The following is a 23,799-nucleotide window of genomic DNA, read 5'->3' on the forward strand; positions in this document are numbered from 1 at the left end:
AACTGATGGCTACGCAATATGGATTTTTTATCGACTCCGCGCGCTGCACCGGCTGCAAAACCTGTGAGCTTGCGTGTAAGGATTACAAGAACTTAACCCCGGATGTCAGCTTCCGCCGCATTTATGAATACGCGGGCGGCGACTGGCAGGAAGATAACGGCGTCTGGCACCAGAACGTTTTCGCCTACTACCTTTCCATCGCCTGTAACCACTGCGAAGACCCGGCCTGTACCAAAGTCTGCCCCAGCGGGGCGATGCACAAACGCGAAGACGGCTTTGTGGTGGTGAACGAGGCTATCTGCATCGGTTGCCGCTACTGCCATATGGCCTGCCCGTACGGCGCGCCGCAGTTTAACGCCGAAAAAGGCCATATGACCAAGTGCGATGGCTGCTACAGCCGCGTCGCCGACGGCCACAAGCCGATTTGCGTGGAATCCTGCCCGCTGCGCGCGCTGGACTTCGGCCCGATTGAAGAGCTACGCAAAAAACACGGTGAGCTGGCGGCGGTTGCCCCGCTGCCGGCGTCGCACTTTACGAAGCCGTGCATCGTGATTAAACCTAATGCCAACAGCCGCCCGACTGGGGATACCAGCGGCTATCTGGCAAATCCGCTGGAGGTGTGAAATGGGTAACGGATGGCATGAATGGCCGCTGATGATCTTCACCGTCCTTGGGCAATGCGTGGTGGGCGGTTTCATCGTGCTGGCGGTGGCGCTGTTAAAAGGCGGCACCCGGCCAGAGACGCAACAACGTATTGCACGCGTGATGTTTGGCCTGTGGGTGCTGATGGGCATCGGCTTTATTGCGTCGATGCTGCATTTGGGGTCGCCGATGCGGGCGCTGAATTCCCTTAATCGGGTTGGCTCTTCGGCGCTGAGCAATGAAATCGCCTCGGGATCGCTGTTTTTTGCCGTTGGCGGAATTGGCTGGTTGCTGGCGGTGGCGGGGAAACTGTCGCAGAGCCTGCGTCAACTTTGGCTCATCGTGACGGTAATATTGGGGCTGGTATTCGTCTGGATGATGGTGCGGGTCTACAACACTATTGATACGGTACCGACCTGGTATACGGTCTGGACGCCGCTCAGTTTCTTCCTGACGCTATTTATTGGCGGCCCACTGCTCGGTTATCTGCTGCTGCGAGTATCTGGCGTTGAAGGTTGGGCAATGCGCCTGCTACCGGTCATTACCCTTCTGGCCCTGGTGGTCAGTACGGTGGTCACGCTGATGCAGGGAGGTGAACTTGCCTTCATCCACAGTTCTGTGCAGCAGGCTTCCGCGCTGGTACCGGATTACGGCGCATTGATGGCGTGGCGTGTTGTTGCTCTGGTGCTGGCTTTAGGATGCTGGGTGGCACCGCAACTGAAAGGCCAGCAACCCGCTATCCCGTTACTGAGTCTGGCGTTTGTGCTGGTGCTGGTGGGAGAAATGATTGGTCGCGGCGTATTCTACGGTTTGCATATGACCGTGGGTATGGCGGTGGCGGGGTAATGTTGTAACAGCCGGGGTGGATGCCCCGGCTTTTCAGGGTTGTTTTCGCAGGAAATCATCATGAATTTTTTCAACTGAACCTTGCCGACATATTTCCAACATAAATGATTCTAATCAATCATGTAGCTAAAGTTTTAACCGTGTAGCAAGAACGCTGGATTAGTTTTATATATCGTCCAGGTGCAAAACGAGCCGCTGGCGAAAAGTGGCAGATTGACAATGTTTTTGCCAGTGGCATGATGCGCACGAATCTTGAACTTCCTCACGGTTTTATACCCATGCCCACTTATACCCGCCCAGTGCTTTTACTGCTCTGTGGCCTGTTGCTGTTAACGTTGGCGATTGCAGTGCTGAACACACTCGTCCCACTTTGGCTCGCCCATGAAAACATGCCTACCTGGCAGGTTGGCCTGGTCGGCTCTTCTTATTTTACCGGCAACCTGCTGGGTACGCTGTTGACCGGGCATCTGATCCAGCGACTGGGGTTTAACCGTAGCTACTATATTGCGTCCATCATTTTCGCCGTTGGCTGTGCCGGTCTGGGATTAAACATAGGGTTCTGGAGCTGGCTTATCTGGCGTTTTGTCGCGGGCGTTGGCTGCGCGATGATTTGGGTTGTCGTGGAAAGTGCGCTGATGTGCAGCGGTACCTCGCGTAATCGCGGGCGCTTACTGGCGGCCTATATGATGGTCTATTACGTGGGCACGGTGCTGGGCCAGTTAATGGTGAGCAAGCTCTCCACCGAATTGATGAACGTACTGCCATGGGCCGTGGGGCTGATACTGGCGGGGATTTTGCCATTACTCTTCACGCGCATTATGGGGCAGAGCGATGAACCTCAGGGCACCCCGTCCATCTGGCCAATGTTCCGTCTGCGTCAGGCGCGTCTTGGCGTTAACGGCTGCATTATCTCCGGGATTATTCTGGGCTCGCTGTATGGATTGATGCCGCTTTATCTGAACCATAAAGGGATCAGTGATGCGGGTATTGGATTCTGGATGGCGCTGATGGTGAGTTCCGGCATTGTCGGGCAATGGCCAATTGGTCGTCTGGCAGAACGATTTGGACGGCTGCTGGTGCTGCGCGTTCAGGTCTTTGTCGTGATTCTGGGCTGTCTCGCGATGCTCAGCAATGCATCAATGGCACCGGCATTGTTCGTGCTGGGCACCGCTGGTTTTACGCTCTACCCGGTGGCAATGGCGTGGGCCTGCGAAAAGGTTGAATACCATCAGCTGGTGGCAATGAACCAGGCCCTGCTGCTGAGCTATACGGTGGGCAGCCTGTTAGGGCCAACGCTGACCGCGATGCTGATGCAAAACTACTCCGATAGCCTGCTGTTTATCATGATTGCCAGCGTATCGTTTATCTATCTGCTGATGTTGATGCGTAAAGCCGGTCAGCATCCAACGCCAGTGGCACATGCCTGAAAAAAAAGCCCGCAGCGTATAACTGCGGGCTTTTTGCTATTACCTGATGTCGTAAAAAAGCTACTGAACAGAAACCAGCTTTTTCGGGACGGAATACTGCTGACCGTCGTATTTTAGTGACCAGGTTGCTTTACCCTGGCTATCTTTTTGATGTGATGAGTAAGCGCATCCCCATATCCTTTAACGGCCTGACAGGTAAAAGCTGGCAGCAACTTGATCGGTGTCGGTTAAATCAACGATTATAGGTATACGCCCAGGACGATATAACAAGGCATCAATGGGCGAGCCATTATTACCCTTTCGCATATCGACCGTGATTTTCAGTCCATTATCGAGGGGGAAAGTCAGGTACCGTTTCTCGGTATCAAGAATCTGGATCTTATATTTTTCAAGAGCCTTAACAGTTTGTGCCATGTAATAATCGTTATCGGCGCTTATTTCATTATTATCGTCTTCACTGGTTGATGGATCTAATTGAAATGTGGGAGTGATCAAACTAGCCTGTGTAATGTCCTGCTTTTGCGCCACTGGTAGCGCACTGTTGTCTATCTGGTAGTCTGGCCTGTCACTTACCCAGCGATAATTAATAATCTTCCAGTGCGATTCTTTTGGGCTATTAGTGGGCAAGGGGAAACACTCTGCTGCGTCGGTGCAGATTTTATTATTCGCAACGTTATAAGTATTGCCCATTCGAACGTTCTGCGGCGCTGAGCGTAATGCGTCGATATGACTTTGATTGTATGGATTGCAGTCAGTGCAGCGTGCAAAGGTATTATCATAGAAGAAGGCGACCATTTCTTCTGTATTTTCATCGCTGTACAAGTAACGAAACTCCGGTCCGGAACCAGCCCGGGCCGGAGTGATGTGGAGTGTAAAAAGAAGCGCGAATATTCCATATCGCAAAAATCCATCCATGTTTTGCATCCCTTAATGCACTAATATCAATACATCACTTTATGACCGTACTGCTCGAGAATACCTTTCACGCGCTCCATGGTCTCTTTTTTCGGCGGATGAACGCCATCAAGTTTGTACTCTTCGCCCATCGCCACCCATTTGTGTTTACCCAGCTCGTGGTAGGGCAGCAGCTCGATTTTCTCAACATTGCCCATATCGCGGGTAAATTCACCAAGGCGGTGCGCGGAGTCGTCATCGTCAGACCAGCCTGGTACCACAACGTAGCGGATCCAGACTTTGATATTTTTGTTTGAGAGGTACTTCGCGAACTCCAGCGTACGGTGGTTTGACACGCCCACCAGATTCTGATGAATTTCATCGTTCATCTGTTTCAGGTCGAGCATCACCAGGTCAGTGACCTCCAGCAGCTCATCAATGACCGGATCGTAACGGCGGACAAAGCCGTTGGTATCGAGACAGGTATGAATACCTTCTTTTTTGCAGGCGCGGAACCAGTCGCGGACAAACTCTGCCTGCAAAATGGCTTCGCCACCGGAAGCTGTGACGCCGCCGCCGGACGCATTCATAAAGTGACGATAGGTCACGACATCTTTCATCAGGTCTTCGACGGTAATTTCTTTGCCGCCATGGGTGTCCCAAGTATCGCGGTTATGGCAATACAGGCAGCGCATCAGGCAGCCCTGGAAGAAGGTGATAAAGCGGATACCTGGGCCATCAACGGTGCCACAGGATTCAAAGGAGTGGATGCGACCAATCACTGACATTGCGGTGTATTCTCCAGATGTGGCCCATCCGGGGCCTGTATTGATGCACAGCTCAATCCGGCTGTGTTTAAGTCTATTTTGGCTGATATCCATCGTTTTAGTATAGATATCTGACAAAGCAGACTGGGGAAGGGGTGTTAAAAAGGCCCCACTTGCGTGGAGCCTTTATTGTACGCCTTTTCAGTCAGACAGGGAATTACATGGTCTGAGTGAAGGTACGAGTAATAACGTCCTGCTGCTGTTCTTTAGTCAGGGAGTTAAAACGTACTGCGTAGCCAGATACACGGATGGTCAACTGCGGATATTTTTCCGGGTGTTCCATCGCGTCGAGCAGCATTTCGCGATTCATGACGTTCACGTTCAGATGCTGACCACCTTCGATGGACGCTTCGTGGTGGAAGTAACCATCCATCAGACCCGCAAGGTTGGTTTTACGCACTTCATCGTCTTTACCCAGCGCATTCGGAACGATAGAGAAGGTGTAAGAGATACCATCTTTAGCGTAGGCGAACGGCAGTTTAGCAACGGAGGTCAGAGAGGCAACAGCACCTTTCTGGTCACGACCATGCATCGGGTTAGCACCAGGTCCGAACGGAGCACCTGCACGACGACCGTCTGGGGTGTTACCGGTTTTCTTACCATACACAACGTTAGAGGTGATGGTCAGAACAGACTGAGTCGGGATAGCGTTGCGGTAAGTCGTCAGTTTCTGAATTTTCTTCATGAAACGTTCAACCAGGTCAACGGCCAGGTCATCTACACGTGCATCGTTGTTACCAAACTGCGGGTATTCGCCTTCGATTTCGAAGTCAGTAGCCAGACCGTCTTCATCACGAATCGGTTTAACTTTCGCATATTTGATAGCAGACAGGGAGTCAGCCGCAACAGACAGACCTGCGATACCACACGCCATGGTGCGGATAACGTCACGGTCATGCAGAGCCATCAGAGAGGCTTCGTAGCTGTATTTGTCGTGCATGTAGTGGATAACGTTCAGCGCGGTGACGTACTGTTTAGCCAGCCAGTCCATGAAGTGATCCATGCGGTCCATCACTTCGTCGAAGTTCAGAACGTCGCCTTTGATCCCTTCTGTTTTCGGACCAACTTGGATTTTCAGTTTTTCATCAACGCCGCCGTTGATTGCGTACAGCATGGTTTTCGCCAGGTTAGCGCGAGCACCGAAGAACTGCATTTGTTTACCAACGATCATCGGGCTTACGCAGCAAGCGATAGCGTAGTCATCGTTGTTAAAGTCAGGACGCATCAGATCATCGTTCTCATATTGCAGAGAAGAGGTATCGATGGAGACTTTAGCCGCATATTTTTTGAAGTTCAGTGGCAGTTTTTCAGACCACAGAATAGTGATGTTCGGCTCCGGAGACGGCCCCATGGTGTACAGGGTGTTCAGGAAACGGAAGCTGTTTTTGGTAACCAGAGTACGGCCATCCACGCCCATACCGGCGATGGATTCAGTTGCCCAGATCGGGTCACCGGAGAACAGTTCATCATACTCAGGAGTACGCAGGAAGCGGACCATACGCAGTTTCATGACCAGGTGGTCGACCATTTCCTGCGCTTCTTGTTCAGTGATTTTGCCTGCTTTCAGGTCGCGTTCAATGAACACGTCCAGGAAAGTAGCGGTACGACCGAAGGACATTGCTGCACCGTTCTGGGATTTCACTGCAGCCAGGTAGCCGAAGTAAGTCCACTGAATCGCTTCCTGAGCGCTGGTAGCCGGACCAGAGATATCGCAACCGTATTTCGCTGCCATTTCTTTGATCTGACCCAGAGCGCGGTGCTGGTCAGCGATTTCTTCACGCAGACGGATAGTCGCTTCCAGGTTTACGCCGTTTTCCATGTCAGCTTGCAGAGACAGGAACTGGGCGTATTTGTCTTTCAACAGGAAGTCGATACCGTACAGAGCAACGCGACGATAGTCACCGATGATACGGCCACGACCGTAAGCATCTGGCAGACCGGTCAGCACACCAGATTTACGGCAGTTCAGGATGTCTTTGGTGTAAACATCAAACACGCCCTGGTTGTGAGTTTTGCGGTAATCAGTGAAGATTTTTTTCAGAGCGGGGTCCAGCTCGCGGTTGTACGCTTTGCAGGAACCTTCAACCATTTTAATACCGCCGAACGGGATGATCGCACGTTTCAGCGGGGCTTCGGTCTGCAGACCGACGATTTTCTCCAGCGCTTTGTTGATGTAGCCAGCGTCGTGAGAGGTGATGGTAGAAGCAACAGAGGTGTCGAAGTCAACAGGCGCGTGAGTGCGGTTTTCCTGTTTAACGCCTTCCATTACTTTGTCCCACAGCGTGGTGGTCGCATCAGTTGCGCCCGCCAGGAAGGACTCGTCACCCTCGTAAGGGGTATAGTTTTTCTGGATAAAGTCGCGTACGTTGACTTCTTTCTGCCAGTCACCTTTCGCAAAACCTTCCCAGGCTGTGGCTAACTTTTCATTAAGCTCGGACATGTAACACCTACCTTCTTAAGTGGATTTTTTATTTACTGCCTGAGACAACCATCAATCAATGATGATCATCGCCACGCAGGTAAATGACCCAGTATGTCAACCCAACTAACAATCCTCCACCAATGATATTCCCAATTGTTACAGGAATCAGGTTATCGGTGATGAAATTTGCAATAGTCAGGTGAGAAAAACTTTCCGGGCTGGAACCGATAGCGGTCCAGAACTCCGGGCTCGCAAAGTTGCGGATTACAATACCCATTGGGATCATAAACATGTTTGCGATACTGTGCTCAAAACCGCTGGCAACAAACATGGCCACCGGCAGCACCATAATCAACGCTTTATCGGTCAGGCTGCGACCTGAGTAGCTCATCCAGACGGCCAGACAGACCATCAGGTTCGCCAGAATACCCAGTGCAACAGCTTCAATAAAGGTATGGTGCAGTTTATGGTCGGCTGTTTGCAGGACGTTCAGGCCCCAGCCGCCATTCGCTACCATATACTCCCCGGACAACCACATCAGCAGCACGAACAGCAATGCACCGATCAGGTTACCGATATAGACGTTTATCCAGTTGCGAGCCAGTTGGCCCCAGGTAATACGTCCGCTGGCTTTCGCCACCACGATCAACACGGTTGACGTGAAGAGGTCAGCGCCACAGATGACGCAAAGGATCAGCCCTAATGAGAAGCATATCCCACCAACCAGTTTAGCCATGCCGTACGGCATTGAGGCTGTCCCTGTGGTGGCAGTAATGTAGAAAACAAACGCGATGGAGATAAAGACACCCGCTGTAATCGCCAAAAAGAACGTGGTCAGCGGTTTCTTAGTTGCTTTGTAGACACCTGCTTCTTCGGCAACTTTTGCCATCGCAGCTGGAAGTATTAGATCAAAAGGGTTGTCAGCTTTCACACTAACTCTCTCTTTATTTAAGTCGGCGACGAGATACTAACAAAGCATTATAGAAGAGAATTTGATATGGATCATATCTCGCCTGGCTTATGGGACCGCAAAGTGCATGGCTTTTCTGCAAAAGCGGGGTAATTTATTGATTGTAATAATAAAAATAAATTTTAAAATTTGCAAATAGTGTTGAATTTTTTTATACGGCCTCCCAAACAACAGTTAATTAAAATGGGGTAATTGCCATAAAAAGTAACACTAAGCCCTGGGTTTATATAATTATATTCACCCATGTTTAACTTAATTATTACAATTGGCACTCATTGCCGAAATATAAATAAAAAGGGGCAATGAAATTGCCCCGTAATATAACGTAGACCTGTCATTAAGCCTACATATTGTCGTACTATTTGTCGTTATTTCGACCAGAAAGTCCGTTTAGCACGTTGTAATTTTTCGTAAGCCGCTAACAGTGCCTGGTGTGCCGGGAAGGCTTCCAGCGTGCCATCCGCAGGCTGCAGGCCATAGAACGGTGCTTCACCACTTAAGGCTGCACTTGCTGCTTCAACAGCATCTGAACCGTACATCCGCACGAAAGCGTTCAAATACTGAAGCGGCTGGCGCTCTTCTTCCTGCGCCAGCAGCAGCAGGGTCTGCAGGCAGCGGTAATAATTGGCACGTTCAGCGCTGAAGACGGAACCGTTGAACTCCATGGTCCACTCAACCCAGGAAAGCGCCTGCTCAAGATCGCCGCCTGCCAGCGCGAGCATGGATTTCAGCTCGCCAATGCGTAGCGTAAACCAGCCATTATCTTTACCGGTGGCGATACCGAGCAGTTCACGCACGCGGGTTACATCGTCGTGGCCTTCATCATCAAGCTGATCGATAAGGTTCAAGTAATCTTCTTGCTCCCACTCACTGCCAGGCAGAGAGAGGATCGTTTCGCGCAGATGGCTGCCCATCGCATTATTTGCCAGCCACAGATCTTCTGCCGGATAGATGTCGGACATACCCGGCACCAGGATACGGCAGGCGTAAACGCCCAGGTGTTCGTAGTCGGCAATATACACTTCTTTATCTTCGGCGCTGAAGATGGCCATCAGGGTGGCGAACTCTTCTTCGGTGGTGCCGGCAAAGCTCCAGTCAGCAAACGGGTAGTCTGCATCCTGTTTGAACAGATCCCAGGAGATCGAACCGCTGGAATCAATAAAGTGGGTTTCGAGGTTAGTGTGCTCTGCCACTTCTTCATCATCGAACGTCGGCGGGGTGAAAACGTCCAGATCTTTCAGGCTACGACCCTGCAGCAGTTCAGTGACGGTACGCTCCAGTGCGACACCAAAGTCCGGGTGGGCGCCGAAAGAGGCAAAACAGGTGCCGTTAGTCGGGTTGAACAGAACGACGCAAATCACCGGATACTGACCGCCCAGCGAGCCGTCGTAGGCGAAAATCGGGAAACCTTCTGCTTCCAGTTTCTCAATGGAGGCCACCACGCCCGGGTAGCGCGCAAGCACGTCTGCCGGGATTTCAGGCAGGCTAATACGTTCGCTGATGATACGGTTTTTGATGTGACGTTCGAATACTTCCGACAGCCCCTGCACGCGCGCTTCATTGCGGGTGTTGCCAGCGGACATGCCGTTGGAGACATACAGGTTGCCGACGATGTTCATCGGAATATAGACGGTTTGTTCGTCTGACTGGCGGGTAAAGGGAAGGGCGCAGATCCCGCGATCTTCATTACCGGACTGCAGATCAACCAGCATGCCTGCCGTCAGTTCGTTTTCCGGGTCGTAAAAGGCGCGCAGACGCGGATCCAGAATGCCTTCCGGCAGTTCGTCGTCTTCGGTCAGCGGGAACCACTTCTCATTTGGATAGTGCACGAACGGGCCATTCGCAACGGTGTCGCCCAGCCAGAAATCCGCAAAGAAATAGTTGGTGGACAGACGCTCAAAATATTCACCCAGCGCGGAAGCCAGAGCCGCCTTTTTGGTGGCACCTTTGCCGTTGGTAAAGCACAGCGCACTGTCTTTATCACGAATATGCACGGACCAGACGTTAGGCACCGGGTTCAGCCAGGAGGCTTCTTCAATATTGAAGCCGAGGTCGAGCAGTTTTTGCTGGAAGCGAGCGATGGAATCTTCCAGTGCGGCGTCTTTGCCGGGGATATAGGTTTGCGTCATAGCAGCAGTCACTTTTTTTGTACGTAAAGCGGGCGATCATACGAGTTTTATGTGACTGACGCTATCTTCGGGGCCCGGTCTACGAAAATAAAACTTTTGGCTATGATTAATGAATCTAAATGATTGTTCAGGCATGAAAAATGAAAGCCTTCGATCTACATCGTATGGCGCTTGATAAGGTGCCACCTGAGTTTCTCTGGGAAGTCGCGCTTCGTTGTCTCTATACCTTCGTTTTGGTCTTCTTATTTCTGAAAATTACCGGGCGGCGCGGTGTACGTCAGATGTCACTCTTTGAAGTACTCATCATTTTGACGTTGGGGTCGGCGGCGGGTGACGTGGCGTTTTACGATAATGTTCCTATGCTACCTGTGCTGGTGGTCTTCATTACGCTGGGGCTACTGTATCGGCTGGTCATGTGGTTAATGGCACACAGTGAAAGACTGGGAGATTTACTGGAAGGCAAACCTGTCGTGGCAGTCGAAAATGGTCAACTGGCGTGGGAAAAGCTTGAAGCCGAAAATATCACGGAATATGAGTTCTTTATGGAGCTGCGTCAGGGCAGCGTGGAGCATCTCGGGCAGGTGCGGCTGGCCCTACTGGAAACCAACGGCCAGCTCAGCGTCTATTACTACCCGGATGACGAAGTGAAACCCGGTTTGTGTATTCTTCCGGAAGAATTTTCTCCGCGTTTTATCACGGTGCCGGACGCGGGGGATTATGCGTGTGTTCACTGCAGCAAAATCATGGTAATGCAGGCCGGGGAACATCAATTATGTCCACGCTGTGCAAATCCAGAATGGTCGAAGGCCAGCCGGGAAATTCGAGTGACCTGATAGCCATTATGTCGGTTTTATGACGCTTTGGCGGAAGAATGTTTTGTGTGACAACGGCCGCATTTTTCGGGTCATAAGTTTTAGACATTGCGGCGCGTGTCACTGAATGATAAAACCGATATCCACTGTTATAACTTATTGCTTTTAGCGTGGTGAGGGGAAATGGCTCAGGTCTTTAATTTCAGTTCAGGTCCGGCAATGTTACCGGCAGATGTGCTTAAACAGGCTCAACAGGAACTTTGTGACTGGCATGGTCTTGGCACATCGGTGATGGAAATCAGCCACCGTGGTAAAGAATTTATTCAGGTGGCAGAAGAAGCAGAAAAGGATTTTCGCGATCTGCTGAACATCCCCTCGAATTACAAAGTATTGTTCTGCCATGGCGGCGGCCGTGGTCAGTTTGCGGGTATCCCGCTGAATATCCTGGGTGATAAAACCACTGCAGATTATGTTGATGCCGGCTACTGGGCGGCGAGCGCAATTAAAGAAGCCAAAAAATACTGCTCTCCGAATGTCATTGACGCAAAAATCTCCGTAGAGGGTCTGCGCGGCGTGAAGCCGATGAGCGAGTGGCAATTAAGCGACAATAGCGCCTATTTGCACTACTGCCCGAATGAAACCATTGACGGTATTGCCATCAATGAAACGCCGAATTTCGCATCCGATGTTGTTGTGACGGCGGACCTCTCCTCCACGATTCTGTCTACTCCGTTGGATGTTTCCCGCTACGGTGTGATTTATGCCGGTGCGCAGAAAAATATTGGCCCGGCTGGCTTAACGCTGGTTATCGTTCGCGAGGATCTGCTGGGTAAAGCGCATCAGTCCTGCCCGTCAATTCTGGATTACACCATTCTGGCGGAAAATGACTCCATGTTTAACACGCCGCCGACCTTTGCCTGGTATCTGGCGGGTCTGGTGTTCAAATGGCTGAAAAACAACGGTGGCGTCGCAGCGATGGACCGCGTGAATCAGCAGAAAGCCGATCTGCTGTACGGTGTGATTGATAAGAGCGATTTCTACCGTAACGATGTTGCTACAGCCAACCGTTCCCGCATGAACATCCCGTTCCAGCTGGCAGACAGTGCGCTGGACAAAGTTTTCCTCGAAGAATCTCTGGCGGCCGGGCTGCATGCACTGAAAGGCCACCGTGTAGTCGGTGGTATGCGCGCCTCTATCTATAACGCCATGCCTCTGGAAGGCGTAAAAGTGCTGACCGACTTTATGGCTGACTTCGAACGTCGCCACGGTTAATTTCAGCTTGTCTCGTACCCCCGTGGCCTGGCTGCGGGGGTTTTTATTCTGTTTGTTGAGAGTTGAGTTTCATGGAATCCCTGACGTTACAACCCATCGCGCGGGTAGATGGCACCATTAATCTGCCTGGTTCAAAAAGTGTTTCCAACCGCGCCTTGTTGCTGGCCGCCTTCGCACAGGGCACCACCGTTCTGACCAATCTGCTGGACAGCGACGATGTGCGCCATATGCTCAATGCGCTCAGTGCGTTGGGAGTTTCCTTTACGTTATCTGCGGATCGTACACGCTGTGAAGTAACCGGTGTCGGCGGACCGCTGACAGCAGACAAACCGCTGGAATTATTCCTTGGGAACGCTGGCACGGCAATGCGCCCGCTGGCGGCAGCCCTGTGTCTTGGCAGCAATGATATTGTGCTGACTGGCGAACTGCGTATGAAAGAACGTCCGATTGGTCATCTGGTGGATTCACTGCGCCAGGGCGGCGCGCAGATAGACTATCTGGAACAGGAAAACTATCCGCCTCTGCGTCTGCGCGGTGGTTTTAGCGGCGGTAGCGTTGAGGTTGACGGTAGCGTATCGAGCCAGTTTTTAACCGCGCTGCTGATGACGGCACCGCTGGCGACGCAAGACACCGTTATCTCCATCAAGGGCGATCTGGTTTCCAAACCCTATATCGACATTACGCTGCACCTGATGAAAACCTTTGGTGTTGAGGTTGAAAACCAGCAATATCAGCGTTTTGTTGTGCGCGGCAATCAGCAGTACATCTCTGCGGGGCACTATCTGGTAGAAGGCGATGCGTCGTCAGCGTCCTATTTCCTCGCCGCAGGCGCAATTAAAGGCGGTACGGTTAAAGTGACCGGCATCGGGCGTAACAGCGTGCAGGGCGATATTCGTTTTGCCGACGTGCTGGAAAAAATGGGCGCGCAGGTTGTCTGGGGTGATGACTTCATCTCTTGTACGCACGGCGAGTTGAACGCCATTGATATGGATATGAACCATATTCCGGATGCGGCGATGACGATTGCGACGGCGGCGTTGTTTGCCCGCGGTACCACCACAATGCGTAACATCTACAACTGGCGTGTGAAAGAAACTGACCGCCTTTTTGCGATGGCAACCGAACTGCGTAAAGTGGGCGCTGAGGTGGAAGAGGGCGAAGATTACATTCGCGTAACCCCACCTGCACACATCCAGTATGCGGAAATCGGCACCTATAACGACCACCGTATGGCGATGTGTTTCTCGCTGGTGGCGCTGTCGGATACCCCGGTTACGATTTTGGATCCGAAATGTACGGCCAAAACCTTCCCTGATTATTTCGAGCAACTGGCACGTATTAGTACGCTGGCCTGATCCTCCTCCTGCTGTATCTGACGCCGACATCGTGTCGGCGTTGTTGTTTTTTCATCCTTGTTGACTTCCCCGTTGAATGCTATTTTTGCGCATCAGTTTAAATCAAGCTGATGATTTATATATATTTTATATGTTTAATCAACGGATGATTCACATGACAAATACGAAGAAACTTCTGGCGTTAGCCGTGGCAGCAGTAGTGCTGGTAGGTTGTAAAAATATGGACGCCAATATGCTTGCCAGTTCTGGCGTCTCCGCCTTCAAAGCGGCTACCTTGTCAGATGCTGATGTAAAAGCCCTGTCAAATGATGCCTGTAAGCAAATGGATGCAACTAATAAAGTGGCAGACACATCAAGTAAATACACTCAGCGTTTAAACAAAATTGCCAATGCACTGGGTAATAGCGCTGATGGCACGCCCGTTAACTACAAAGTCTATTTGACGTCGGATGTGAACGCGTGGGCAATGGCGAATGGCTGTGTGCGTGTTTACAGTGGTCTGATGGATCTGATGACGGATAACGAGGTTGAAGCGGTTCTTGGTCACGAACTGGGGCACGTGGCGCTGGGGCACTCGAAGAAAGCGATGCAGGCTGAATACGCGACGCTTGCCGCACGTGATGCGATATCCGCCACCAGCGGCGTTGCAGCTCAGCTGTCAAAATCTCAACTTGGAGACCTGGCCAACGGGGTTGTTAATTCAGCATTCTCCCGTAGCCAGGAATCTGATTCCGATGACTATTCGTATGATCTGCTGAAAAAACGCGGCATCAAAACATCTGGTCTGGTGACCAGTTTCGAGAAGCTGGCGAAGCTGAGTGGAAGTTCAGAAAAATCAATGTTCGATTCTCACCCTCCATCAGCGGAACGCGCGCAGCATATTCGTGACCGTATCGCCGCTGACAAAAAGTAAATAATTGTCACTTTCGGGCTGGTCTGCTTCCAGCCCTTCTATAATTGCGCAAACCTTCTCCACTCAATACGATTAATCCCGTTATTTGCACGCGGGAGTAACGGTCATTGACGTTGCAGCGTATAATGCGCGGCGTTCACGTTAACGGTATGCCTTAATGAAGGAGAAAAAGATGACGGCAATTGCCCCGGTAATCACCATTGATGGCCCAAGCGGTGCGGGGAAAGGCACTCTGTGCAAAGCAATGGCGGAAGCGTTGCAATGGCATCTGCTGGATTCAGGCGCAATTTATCGTGTGCTGGCGCTGGCCGCGCTGCATCACCATGTTGACGTCACCTCCGAAGAGGTTCTGGTTCCGCTGGCGGCGCATCTTGATGTGCGTTTCATCTCCACGGATGGCAACCTTGAAGTTATCCTGGAAGGCGAAGACGTAAGTGGAGAAATTCGCACGCAAGAAGTGGCCAATGCGGCTTCTCAGGTTGCGGCTTTCCCGCGTGTGCGTGAGGCCCTGCTTCGTCGCCAGCGCGCGTTTCGTGAAGCGCCGGGTCTTATCGCCGATGGACGTGACATGGGCACGGTGGTATTCCCTGATGCGCCAGTTAAAATTTTCCTTGACGCCTCCTCTGAGGAGCGTGCGCATCGCCGTATGCTACAGTTGCAGGAGAAGGGCTTTAGTGTTAACTTTGAGCGCCTTTTGGCCGAGATCAAAGAACGTGACGATCGTGACCGTAACCGAGCCGTCGCGCCGCTTGTCCCCGCTGCTGATGCTTTAGTTCTGGATTCCACCAGTTTAAGTATTGAGCAAGTGATTGAAAAAGCGTTACAATACGCGCGCCAAAAATTGGCACTCGCTTAAGTGCGACCGAATTTGCAGTACCCCCGTTGCAATGGATTGACAGCGGGTATGTGAAACAACCCCATCTGGCATGAAGCCAGGTGGACGTTAATATTAACCTGAAGATTAAACATGACTGAATCTTTTGCTCAACTGTTTGAAGAATCCTTAAAAGAAATCGAAACCCGCCCGGGTTCCATCGTTCGTGGTGTTGTTGTTGCTATCGACAAAGACGTAGTACTGGTTGACGCCGGTCTGAAATCTGAGTCCGCCATTCCGGCTGAGCAGTTCAAAAACGCCCAGGGCGAACTGGAAATCCAGGTTGGTGACGAAGTTGACGTTGCTCTGGATGCAGTAGAAGACGGCTTCGGTGAAACTCTGCTGTCCCGTGAGAAAGCTAAACGTCACGAAGCTTGGATCACGCTGGAAAAAGCGTACGAAGAAGCTGAAACTGTTACCGGTGTTATCAACGGCAAAGTCAAGGGTGGCTTCACTGTTGAGCTGAACGGTATTCGTGCGTTCCTGCCGGGTTCCCTGGTAGACGTTCGTCCGGTTCGCGACACGCTGCACCTGGAAGGCAAAGAGCTTGAGTTCAAAGTAATCAAGCTGGACCAGAAGCGTAACAACGTTGTTGTTTCCCGTCGTGCCGTTATCGAATCCGAGAACAGCGCAGAACGCGATCAACTGCTGGAAAACCTGCAGGAAGGCATGGAAGTTAAAGGTATCGTTAAGAACCTCACTGACTACGGTGCGTTCGTTGATCTGGGTGGCGTTGACGGCCTGCTGCACATCACTGACATGGCCTGGAAACGCGTTAAGCATCCGAGCGAAATCGTGAACGTGGGCGACGAAATCACTGTTAAAGTGCTGAAGTTCGACCGCGAGCGTACCCGTGTATCTCTGGGCCTGAAACAGCTGGGCGAAGATCCGTGGGTTGCTATCGCTAAACGTTACCCGGAAGGTACCAAACTGACCGGTCGCGTAACCAACCTGACCGACTACGGCTGCTTCGTTGAAATCGAAGAAGGCGTTGAAGGCCTGGTTCACGTTTCCGAAATGGACTGGACCAACAAAAACATCCACCCGTCCAAAGTTGTTAACGTTGGCGACGTAGTGGAAGTTATGGTTCTGGATATCGACGAAGAACGTCGTCGTATCTCCCTGGGCCTGAAACAGTGCAAATCTAACCCGTGGCAGCAGTTTGCGGAAACCCACAACAAGGGCGACCGTGTTGAAGGTAAAATCAAGTCTATCACTGATTTTGGTATCTTCATCGGCCTGGACGGCGGCATCGACGGCCTGGTTCACCTGTCTGACATCTCCTGGAACGTTGCAGGCGAAGAAGCAGTTCGTGAATACAAAAAAGGCGACGAAATCGCTGCAGTTGTTCTGCAGGTTGACGCAGAGCGCGAGCGTATCTCTCTGGGCGTTAAACAGCTCGCAGAAGATCCGTTCAACAACTGGGTTGCACTGAACAAGAAAGGCGCGATCGTAAACGGTAAAGTGACTGCAGTTGACGCTAAAGGCGCAACCGTAGAACTGGCTGATGGCGTTGAAGGTTACCTGCGCGCTTCTGAAGCTTCACGTGACCGCGTTGAAGATGCAACTCTGGTTCTGAGCGTAGGCGACGACGTTGAAGCTAAATTCACCGGCGTTGATCGTAAGAACCGTGCAATCAGCCTGTCTGTTCGTGCTAAAGACGAAGCTGACGAGAAAGATGCAATCGCTACTGTTAACAACAAACAGGAAGACGGCAACTTCTCCAACGCTATGGCAGAAGCCTTCAAAGCAGCTAAAGGCGAGTAATTCTCCGCAATACTTTGGACTGCCAGACGTCTGTAAGTACATCGCCTTGGTAAATTACCGGAGCGATATTGCGAAGCAAACGTGTCAGGCACGCGAAGTATGACGAGTATACTTGACAGATTACAGATTTCGTCCTGTAATCAAGCACAAAGGGCGGCTACGGCCGCCCTTGTTCAAGTTGTTAAGCTAATTTGCCTTGAAGGAAACCGGAGGAATCATGACCAAGTCAGAATTGATTGAAAGACTTGCCAGCCAGCAATCGCACATTCCCGCGAAAGCCGTGGAAGATGCGGTCAAAGAGATGCTGGAGCATATGGCCTCTACTCTTGCCCAGGGTGAGCGTATTGAGATCCGCGGTTTCGGCAGTTTTTCTCTGCACTATCGTGCACCTCGCACCGGACGTAATCCGAAAACGGGCGATAAAGTGGATCTGGAAGGAAAATACGTTCCGCACTTTAAGCCGGGCAAAGAATTACGTGACCGCGCCAATATTTATGAAGATTGAGTTTTAACCCCGTTAAAACCTCATCATCGTGAAAAGCACCGACAGGTGCTTTTTTCATTTCTGCTCTCAGCATTCTGGATAGCCGCTCGCAAAACGCGTGTTGCCGGATGCAAGCCCGCCTAAATTCGCCCAGCTTCGCCGCAAAACAAGAAAATCATGCCAGACGGCTTGCGCAATGCCATTCACACTTGCCGCAACAAGGAGGTGGGAATGTCATTACCTGTGTTAGCGTTTTGCCTGAATTTAGGGATGCTGCCGCTGCTATTTCTCCCGGTATTACCTGAAATTCATTATGTCTGGATGATAGCGATTGTTGGTGGCGTACTGGCCAGCCGGCGTCAGCTGTATGTCCGGTACGTCCGGTACGTCCGGTATGTCGGTTTTTCCGTTCTGTTTTTCGTCTGGGGATTGCTGGCCGCATTGCAGGTTATTTGGCCGACACAACATTTGTCGGGGGCAAATCGGCAGGTAAGAGTGGTCATTACCGGAACCGATCGTGCAACGACGCACTATGCCGATATCACTCATCTGGACGGTAAGCGCCTTATTCCCGCACCGGGTATTACATTTTATGGTGAATATCTGCCGCAGGCCGTTTGCGTTGGTCAGCACTGGGAAATGACCATCAGAGCACGGGCCATACATGGGCAACTGAATAACGGGGGGTCTGATACTCAGCGTCACGCGTTATCGTCACATTTACCCTTGACCGGCCGCTTCATGAACGCGCAGATCGTGGATGCCGGATGTAGCTGGCGTGGTCGATATCTGGATTCGTTGAGTACACATCTAAAAGCGTATTCCTGGCGGGAGGTCATTCTGGCTCTGGGGCTTGGTGAACGCTCCGCGCTGGATCGGGAGGTCAAAGATATTCTGCGTCAGACGGGTACTGCTCATCTGATGGCGATATCCGGCCTGCATATTGCGCTAACGGCAATGCTTGGCGTGCTGCTGACCAGAGGTGTGCAGCGTTTTTTCCCCGCAGGTCGGATTAACTGGCGCTTGCCATTACTTATCGGCTTAGCCTGCGCCTTTGGCTATGCCGGATTAACGGGAATGCAGCCGCCCGCTTTTCGAACGGCCATTTCGATTGGAATATGGACTGCGCTACGGCTGTCGGGACGTCTCTGGACGCCCTGGCAGGTATGGATGTGCTGCATTGCTGGTATCCTGTTTATCGACCCTGTTGCTGTCTTGTCGCAAAGTTTATGGCTTTCTGCTTTTGCCGTCGCAGCGCTGATTTTTTGGTACCAATGGCTGCCATTGCGGATACGGAATCTACCCTGGTGGAGCAGAGTGTTAATTGACCTGCTCTATATTCAGGCCGGTATGACTCTGTTATTGATGCCACTGCAGATCTTGTCGTTTCACGGCATCAGTCTGAGTTCGATGATTGCAAATTTAGTCGCTGTGCCGCTGGTGACCTTTGTTACCGTTCCGCTGATTTTGTCAGGAATGTTATTGCATTTAGTCGGCCCACAAAGCGTCGAGTCACTACTTTGGTATCTGGCTGATGGTTCTCTGGGGATTTTGTTCTGGTTTTTGCGTTTATTGCCGCACGGCTGGATTAATGTTGATGCGCGCTGGCTTGGGCTAGCCTGGCTGCCGTGGCTGTTGCTTATCATGGGAAAATTACGTTGCTGGCGCACGTTCCCCGCCGCAGGCTGTACGGCAGCAATTTTGTTGCTGTTTCCTTTTCGCCAGAACCAGCGTGCCGGTGATTGGGCGGCACATATGCTTGATATAGGGCAGGGGCTGGCAATGGTCATTGAGCGCAATGGCAAGGCCATTTTGTACGATACCGGGCTCGCCTGGCCGGGGGGCGATAGCGCACAGCAGTTGATTACCCCCTGGCTGCGTTGGCATCACTTGCAACCGGAGGGCATAATTCTCAGCCACGATCATCTTGACCATCGGGGCGGGCTTAATACGCTTCTTAGCGACTGGCCCTCATTGTGGGTTAAAAGCCCATTAGGCTGGGTCGGGCACCAGCCTTGCTTTCGCGGTGAACGCTGGGAATGGCAGGGGCTAACCTTCACTGCGCATTGGCCGCTCAGAGACGCGCCAGGGCAGGGAAACAACCGGTCGTGTGTGGTGAAAGTTGATGACGGGCAACAGAGTATTCTGCTGACCGGAGATATTGAAACAGCAGGTGAACTGGCGATGATGCGCCATTACTGGCAGCATCTCCAGGCTACACTTATCCAGGTACCGCATCACGGCAGTAACACATCGTCCACGCTCCCCTTTATTCAGAGAGTGAATGGGAAAGCAGCTCTGGCGTCCGCATCGCGTTACAACAACTGGCGTTTACCGTCGGCAAAAGTGCAAAAACGGTATCGGCAGCAGGCCTACCAGTGGTTTGATACACCGCATCATGGGCAAATAACGGTCTTATTCTCGCAGCAGGGTTGGAAAATCTTGAGCTTACGTGAGCAAATTTTCCCACGTTGGTATCATCAGTGGTTTGGCGTACCTGGAGATAACGGGTAGAATATGCGGCTATTTCAACAAGTGCTGGTTTTTTGAATGCATAACGACAAAGATCTCTCAACATGGCAGACATTCCGCCGACTTTGGCCCATCATTGCGCCGTTCAAAACGGGTTTGATCGTGTCGGGAGTAGCGTTAATCCTCAACGCAGCCAGCGATACATTCATGTTATCGCTCCTCAAACCATTATTGGATGATGGTTTTGGTAAAACGGACCGTTCAGTGTTGCTGTGGATGCCACTGGTGGTTATCGGGCTGATGATTTTACGCGGCATCACCAGCTATATCTCTAGCTATTGTATTTCATGGGTTTCCGGCAAAGTGGTAATGACCATGCGCCGCCGACTGTTTGGTCATATGATGGGGATGCCCGTCTCCTTCTTTGACAAACAATCTACCGGAACACTTCTTTCTCGCATTACTTATGACTCCGAACAGGTTGCGTCATCCTCTTCCAGTGCACTGATCACCGTGGTACGTGAAGGGGCATCCATCATCGGTCTGTTTGTGATGATGTTCTATTACAGCTGGCAGCTGTCCGCGATCCTGATTGTGCTTGCGCCTATCGTTTCATATGCCATCCGAGTTGTGTCAAAACGCTTCCGCAATATCAGCAAAAATATGCAAAACACGATGGGGCAGGTGACCACCAGTGCTGAGCAGATGCTGAAAGGGCATAAAGAAGTGTTGATGTTTGGTGGTCAGGAAGTCGAGACCAGCCGCTTTGAGAAAGTCAGCAATAAGATGCGTCTGCAGGGCATGAAAATGGTCTCTGCATCATCGATTTCTGACCCAATCATCCAGCTTATCGCTTCGCTGGCACTGGCATTTGTGCTTTATGCGGCAAGTTTCCCAAGCGTGATGGACACGCTGACGGCAGGGACCATCACCGTGGTCTTCTCGTCCATGATTGCACTGATGCGCCCGTTGAAATCACTGACCAACGTTAATGCCCAGTTCCAGCGCGGGATGGCAGCTTGCCAGACGTTGTTCGCGATTCTGGATAGCGAACAGGAAAAAGACGAAGGCACCCTGGTGATTGAACGCGCGAAAGGCGACGTTGAGTTCCGCGATGTCACCTTTACCTATCCGGGGCGCGAGACGCCTGCGCTGCGTAAAATCAACCTGAGCATACCGGCAGGAAAAACGGTGGCGCTGGTTGGGCGTTCTGGTTCGGGTAAATCGACCATGGCGAGCCTCATCACGCGTTTCTATGATATCGATGAAGGCCAGATCCTGATGGATGGTCATGACCTGCGTGAATATAAGCTGACCTCGCTGCGTAACCAGGTCGCGCTGGTCTCACAGAATGTGCACCTCTTCAACGATACCGTAGCGAATAACATTGCCTATGCCCGTACCGAAGAGTACAGCCGTGAGCAAATCGAGCAGGCGGCGAAAATGGCCTATGCCATGGATTTCATCAACAAGATGGACAATGGCCTGGACACCATTATCGGTGAAAACGGCGTGCTGCTTTCTGGCGGCCAGCGTCAGCGTATCGCGATTGCCCGTGCATTGCTGCGTGACAGCCCAATCCTTATTCTGGATGAAGCAACATCGGCGCTGGATACGGAATCGGAACGTGCGATTCAGGCTGCACTCAATGAGTTGCAGAAAAACCGTACCTCACTGGTGATTGCTCATCGACTGTCGACGATTGAACAGGCAGATGAAATCGTGGTAGTGGAAGATGGCCGCATTGTCGAGCGTGGGAGCCATAGTGAGCTTCTGGCGCACCGCGGTGTCTACGCACAGTTACATAAAATGCAGTTTGGCGAATGATTGCCCGCATCTGGTCCGGCGAATCACCGCTGTGGCTACTGCTATTGCCGCTGTCATGGCTGTATGGCCTGGTCAGCGGCATCATTCGTCTGTGCTGGCGCTTAGGGTTGAAGAAGGCCTGGCGCGCACCGGTGCCCGTGGTCGTAGTCGGTAATCTGACCGCAGGCGGTAATGGTAAAACGCCGGTGGTGGTCTGGCTGGTTGAGCAGTTACAGCAGCGCGGTATCCGGGTGGGGGTAGTCTCCAGAGGATACGGTGGTAAAGCTGCACGCTATCCGCTCTTCCTCACCCCTGACACCACTACTTCAGAGGCGGGTGATGAGCCGGTGCTTATTTTTCAGCGCACGGGCGCACCCGTCGCCGTTTCTCCCGCCAGAGTTGAGGCAGTAAAAGCGCTTCTTGCAAAGACGCCTGTTCAGCTAATTGTTACCGATGACGGCTTGCAGCACTATCGCCTGCATCGCGATAAAGAAATTGTCGTGATTGATGGCGTACGGCGTTTCGGCAACGGCTGGTGGCTTCCGGCAGGGCCTATGCGAGAGCGGGCGTCACGGCTCAAAACCGTCGACGCGATCATCACCAATGGCGGTGTTGCTCATCCTGGTGAAATCGCCATGCGATTGCAGCCTGGGCTGGCGGTGAACCTGGTCACCGGTGAGCGATGTAATGTCAATACGTTACAAAATCTGGTGGCAATGGCGGGTATTGGTCATCCACCGCGCTTTTTTGCTACGCTGCATGAAAGCGGCGTGCAGCCGGTCAAAACCGTCGCGCTCGCCGATCATCAGGCGCTCACCCATCCGGATGTTGCCGCGTTGCTGGAACCTGGTCAGACCCTTATCATGACCGAGAAAGATGCCGTCAAATGCCGTTCCTTCGCGGAAGAAACCTGGTGGTATTTGCCTGTGGATGCGCATCTTGAGGATGAGCAAGCAGAGAAGTTGTTGCAGGAGCTGTTAATTCTGGTGCGCTGACGTTCTTGTCACGGCGCGCCGTGTTCTACAACCGGGAAGCCTATGTCTGTGCCACACATCACGCTGCAAACTGCCCGTCACCTCCATCTTGCCGCTCAGGGTTTACTGAGAAAGCCATCTCGTCGCGCAACATCAAGTGACATATTGACTGCCATTCAGCGCATGTCGCTGCTGCAAATTGATACCATCAACATTGTAGCGCGCAGCCCTTATCTGGTGCTGTTTAGCCGCCTTGGCAAATATAGCCAGCATTGGCTGGATGATGCGCTGAAATAGGGTGAACTGATGGAGTACTGGGCGCACGAAGCCTGCTTTCTACCGCGCAGCGATTTTGCACTGTTTCGCCACCGTATGCTCTCCCCCGACAAGATGGGGTGGAAGTACCGCCAGGAGTGGATGCAGGAGCACGCCGAGGAAATTGAGGCGCTTATTGTGCATATTCAGCAAAATGGCCACGTGCGTTCCGCAGATTTTGAGCATCCACGCAAAGGGGCAAGCGGCTGGTGGGAATGGAAGCCGCATAAGCGTCATCTGGAAGGGCTATTTACTGCAGGTAAAGTCATGGTCATCGAACGGCGTAACTTTCAGCGCGTTTATGATCTTACCCATCGGGTGATGCCGCACTGGGATGATGAGCGTGATTTACTGACACAGACGCAGGCTGAACACATCATGCTGGCAAACAGTGCGCGCAGCCTGGGCCTCTTTCGTGCTGAATGGCTCGCGGATTATTATCGCCTGCGCCAGCCTGCATTGCCTCTGCTGCTTGAGCGCCTGCAGGAAGAGGGGCAGGTTGTTCCTGTAAACGTCGAACAGCTAGATAGTGTCGTCACGAGGATAAAAATCATTGATAATAGGGCCTTCTAATCAGAAGGCCCTATTATCATGACTA

Annotated in this window: 18 protein-coding genes and 1 pseudogene; 14 read left to right on the forward strand and 5 right to left on the reverse strand. The window is 51.9% G+C overall.

Going from position 1 to position 23,799, the window contains the following annotated elements:
* Positions 1-5: 5 nt before the first annotated feature.
* From ACSZPU_RS02690 to ACSZPU_RS02700, 3 genes are all read left to right on the forward strand, one after another.
* A complete protein-coding gene (locus ACSZPU_RS02690) occupies positions 6-623 on the forward strand; it encodes a DMSO/selenate family reductase complex B subunit (RefSeq protein ID WP_498995214.1) in 618 nt (205 codons plus the stop codon).
* A 1-nt stretch (position 624) separates the two neighbouring features.
* Entirely contained in the window at positions 625-1,488 is an 864-nt protein-coding gene (locus ACSZPU_RS02695; protein ID WP_498995216.1) for a dimethyl sulfoxide reductase anchor subunit family protein, read from the forward strand.
* Between the two features lie 278 nt (positions 1,489-1,766).
* On the forward strand, positions 1,767-2,915 hold the full coding sequence (locus ACSZPU_RS02700) for an MFS transporter (protein ID WP_498995218.1): 1,149 nt from the start codon (positions 1,767-1,769) through the stop codon (positions 2,913-2,915).
* A 180-nt stretch (positions 2,916-3,095) separates the two neighbouring features.
* Here the strand turns inward: ACSZPU_RS02700 and ACSZPU_RS02705 are convergent, their stop codons facing one another.
* From ACSZPU_RS02705 to ycaO, 5 genes are all read right to left on the reverse strand, one after another.
* Entirely contained in the window at positions 3,096-3,830 is a 735-nt protein-coding gene (locus ACSZPU_RS02705) for a hypothetical protein (protein ID WP_498995219.1), read from the reverse strand.
* A gap of 26 nt (positions 3,831-3,856) precedes the next feature.
* A complete protein-coding gene (pflA, locus tag ACSZPU_RS02710; RefSeq protein WP_498995221.1) occupies positions 3,857-4,597 on the reverse strand; it encodes a pyruvate formate lyase 1-activating protein in 741 nt (246 codons plus the stop codon).
* 196 nt (positions 4,598-4,793) lie between these two features.
* Positions 4,794-7,076: a formate C-acetyltransferase gene (gene pflB / locus ACSZPU_RS02715; protein WP_498995222.1), complete on the reverse strand. Its 2,283-nt coding sequence runs from the start codon at positions 7,074-7,076 to the stop codon at positions 4,794-4,796.
* Between the two features lie 55 nt (positions 7,077-7,131).
* Complete coding sequence (focA, locus tag ACSZPU_RS02720; protein ID WP_498995225.1) at positions 7,132-7,989, reverse strand: formate transporter FocA; 858 nt, start codon at positions 7,987-7,989, stop codon at positions 7,132-7,134.
* Between the two features lie 407 nt (positions 7,990-8,396).
* On the reverse strand, positions 8,397-10,157 hold the full coding sequence (gene ycaO, locus ACSZPU_RS02725) for a 30S ribosomal protein S12 methylthiotransferase accessory factor YcaO (RefSeq protein WP_498995228.1): 1,761 nt from the start codon (positions 10,155-10,157) through the stop codon (positions 8,397-8,399).
* A 140-nt stretch (positions 10,158-10,297) separates the two neighbouring features.
* Here ycaO and ACSZPU_RS02730 point away from each other — a divergent pair, with 140 nt between their 5' ends.
* The 11 genes and pseudogenes from ACSZPU_RS02730 to ACSZPU_RS02780 all read left to right on the forward strand — a co-directional run.
* Positions 10,298-10,990 carry a DUF421 domain-containing protein gene (locus ACSZPU_RS02730; protein ID WP_498995230.1) on the forward strand — a complete coding sequence of 231 codons (693 nt, stop codon included), beginning with the start codon at positions 10,298-10,300 and terminating at the stop codon, positions 10,988-10,990.
* A gap of 162 nt (positions 10,991-11,152) precedes the next feature.
* Positions 11,153-12,241, forward strand: a complete 1,089-nt coding sequence (serC, locus tag ACSZPU_RS02735; RefSeq protein WP_498995231.1) for a 3-phosphoserine/phosphohydroxythreonine transaminase — start codon at positions 11,153-11,155, stop codon at positions 12,239-12,241.
* 71 nt (positions 12,242-12,312) lie between these two features.
* Complete coding sequence (gene aroA / locus ACSZPU_RS02740; protein WP_498995233.1) at positions 12,313-13,596, forward strand: 3-phosphoshikimate 1-carboxyvinyltransferase; 1,284 nt, start codon at positions 12,313-12,315, stop codon at positions 13,594-13,596.
* Positions 13,597-13,750: 154 nt separating this feature from the next.
* The gene (gene loiP / locus ACSZPU_RS02745; RefSeq protein ID WP_498995246.1) at positions 13,751-14,509 is read left to right on the forward strand and encodes a metalloprotease LoiP; all 759 of its coding nucleotides are present in this window, start codon (positions 13,751-13,753) and stop codon (positions 14,507-14,509) included.
* Between the two features lie 172 nt (positions 14,510-14,681).
* Positions 14,682-15,365: a (d)CMP kinase gene (cmk, locus tag ACSZPU_RS02750; protein WP_498995235.1), complete on the forward strand. Its 684-nt coding sequence runs from the start codon at positions 14,682-14,684 to the stop codon at positions 15,363-15,365.
* 111 nt (positions 15,366-15,476) lie between these two features.
* Positions 15,477-17,150, forward strand: coding sequence for a 30S ribosomal protein S1 (gene rpsA, locus ACSZPU_RS02755; RefSeq protein ID WP_498995238.1), 1,674 nt, complete (start codon positions 15,477-15,479; stop codon positions 17,148-17,150).
* 217 nt (positions 17,151-17,367) lie between these two features.
* A complete protein-coding gene (gene ihfB, locus ACSZPU_RS02760) occupies positions 17,368-17,655 on the forward strand; it encodes an integration host factor subunit beta (RefSeq protein ID WP_296438398.1) in 288 nt (95 codons plus the stop codon).
* A gap of 210 nt (positions 17,656-17,865) precedes the next feature.
* The gene (locus tag ACSZPU_RS02765; protein WP_498995241.1) at positions 17,866-20,148 is read left to right on the forward strand and encodes a ComEC family protein; all 2,283 of its coding nucleotides are present in this window, start codon (positions 17,866-17,868) and stop codon (positions 20,146-20,148) included.
* A 36-nt stretch (positions 20,149-20,184) separates the two neighbouring features.
* Positions 20,185-21,933, forward strand: coding sequence for a lipid A ABC transporter ATP-binding protein/permease MsbA (gene msbA, locus ACSZPU_RS02770; RefSeq protein ID WP_498995243.1), 1,749 nt, complete (start codon positions 20,185-20,187; stop codon positions 21,931-21,933).
* Entirely contained in the window at positions 21,930-22,907 is a 978-nt protein-coding gene (gene lpxK / locus ACSZPU_RS02775) for a tetraacyldisaccharide 4'-kinase (protein WP_498995244.1), read from the forward strand. Before msbA ends, lpxK begins: the two co-directional genes overlap by 4 nt.
* A 42-nt stretch (positions 22,908-22,949) precedes the next feature.
* Positions 22,950-23,726: pseudogene (locus tag ACSZPU_RS02780) on the forward strand (winged helix-turn-helix domain-containing protein); the annotation flags it as partial.
* Positions 23,727-23,799 lie beyond the last annotated feature (73 nt).

This window comes from Phytobacter sp. V69 (genome assembly GCF_965644215.1).
Taxonomy (GTDB): Bacteria; Pseudomonadota; Gammaproteobacteria; order Enterobacterales; family Enterobacteriaceae; genus Phytobacter.

What these genes read in the sequence shown, in the direction of transcription:
- ACSZPU_RS02690 (WP_498995214.1), top strand. Translation starts at nt 6, where the DNA reads ATGGCTACGCAATATGGATTTTTTATCGACTCCGCGCGCTGCACCGGC.
- ACSZPU_RS02695 (WP_498995216.1), top strand. Translation starts at nt 625, where the DNA reads ATGGGTAACGGATGGCATGAATGGCCGCTGATGATCTTCACCGTCCTT.
- ACSZPU_RS02700 (WP_498995218.1), top strand. Translation starts at nt 1,767, where the DNA reads ATGCCCACTTATACCCGCCCAGTGCTTTTACTGCTCTGTGGCCTGTTG.
- ACSZPU_RS02705 (WP_498995219.1), bottom strand. Translation starts at nt 3,830, where the DNA reads ATGGATGGATTTTTGCGATATGGAATATTCGCGCTTCTTTTTACACTC.
- pflA (WP_498995221.1), bottom strand. Translation starts at nt 4,597, where the DNA reads ATGTCAGTGATTGGTCGCATCCACTCCTTTGAATCCTGTGGCACCGTT.
- pflB (WP_498995222.1), bottom strand. Translation starts at nt 7,076, where the DNA reads ATGTCCGAGCTTAATGAAAAGTTAGCCACAGCCTGGGAAGGTTTTGCG.
- ycaO (WP_498995228.1), bottom strand. Translation starts at nt 10,157, where the DNA reads ATGACGCAAACCTATATCCCCGGCAAAGACGCCGCACTGGAAGATTCC.
- ACSZPU_RS02730 (WP_498995230.1), top strand. Translation starts at nt 10,298, where the DNA reads ATGAAAGCCTTCGATCTACATCGTATGGCGCTTGATAAGGTGCCACCT.
- serC (WP_498995231.1), top strand. Translation starts at nt 11,153, where the DNA reads ATGGCTCAGGTCTTTAATTTCAGTTCAGGTCCGGCAATGTTACCGGCA.
- aroA (WP_498995233.1), top strand. Translation starts at nt 12,313, where the DNA reads ATGGAATCCCTGACGTTACAACCCATCGCGCGGGTAGATGGCACCATT.
- loiP (WP_498995246.1), top strand. Translation starts at nt 13,751, where the DNA reads ATGACAAATACGAAGAAACTTCTGGCGTTAGCCGTGGCAGCAGTAGTG.
- cmk (WP_498995235.1), top strand. Translation starts at nt 14,682, where the DNA reads ATGACGGCAATTGCCCCGGTAATCACCATTGATGGCCCAAGCGGTGCG.
- rpsA (WP_498995238.1), top strand. Translation starts at nt 15,477, where the DNA reads ATGACTGAATCTTTTGCTCAACTGTTTGAAGAATCCTTAAAAGAAATC.
- ihfB (WP_296438398.1), top strand. Translation starts at nt 17,368, where the DNA reads ATGACCAAGTCAGAATTGATTGAAAGACTTGCCAGCCAGCAATCGCAC.
- ACSZPU_RS02765 (WP_498995241.1), top strand. Translation starts at nt 17,866, where the DNA reads ATGTCATTACCTGTGTTAGCGTTTTGCCTGAATTTAGGGATGCTGCCG.
- msbA (WP_498995243.1), top strand. Translation starts at nt 20,185, where the DNA reads ATGCATAACGACAAAGATCTCTCAACATGGCAGACATTCCGCCGACTT.
- lpxK (WP_498995244.1), top strand. Translation starts at nt 21,930, where the DNA reads ATGATTGCCCGCATCTGGTCCGGCGAATCACCGCTGTGGCTACTGCTA.